General features: G+C 46.5%; 1 rRNA gene. It reads left to right on the top strand.

What is annotated here, in order from left to right:
* Positions 1-359, top strand: a 23S ribosomal RNA gene (locus tag SH09_RS13515); the annotation flags it as partial.

Raw genomic sequence — 359 nt, 5'->3', positions numbered from 1 at the left:
TGGAAAGATGAATCATAGAAGGTAATAATCCTGTAGTCGAAAGTTTATTCTCTCTTGAGTGGATCCTGAGTACGACGGAGCACGTGAAATTCCGTCGGAATCTGGGAGGACCATCTCCTAAGGCTAAATACTCTCTAGTGACCGATAGTGAACCAGTACCGTGAGGGAAAGGTGAAAAGTACCCCGGAAGGGGAGTGAAATAGAACTTGAAACCGTGTGCTTACAAGTAGTCAGAGCCCGTTAATGGGTGATGGCGTGCCTTTTGTAGAATGAACCGGCGAGTTACGATTTGATGCAAGGTTAAGCAGTGAATGTGGAGCCGTAGCGAAAGCGAGTCTGAATAGGGCGTTGAGTATTTG

The sequence above is a fragment of the Staphylococcus gallinarum genome (assembly GCF_000875895.1).
GTDB classification, from domain to species: domain Bacteria; phylum Bacillota; class Bacilli; order Staphylococcales; family Staphylococcaceae; genus Staphylococcus; species Staphylococcus gallinarum.
This window is presented reverse-complemented; position numbering and strand designations above follow the sequence as displayed.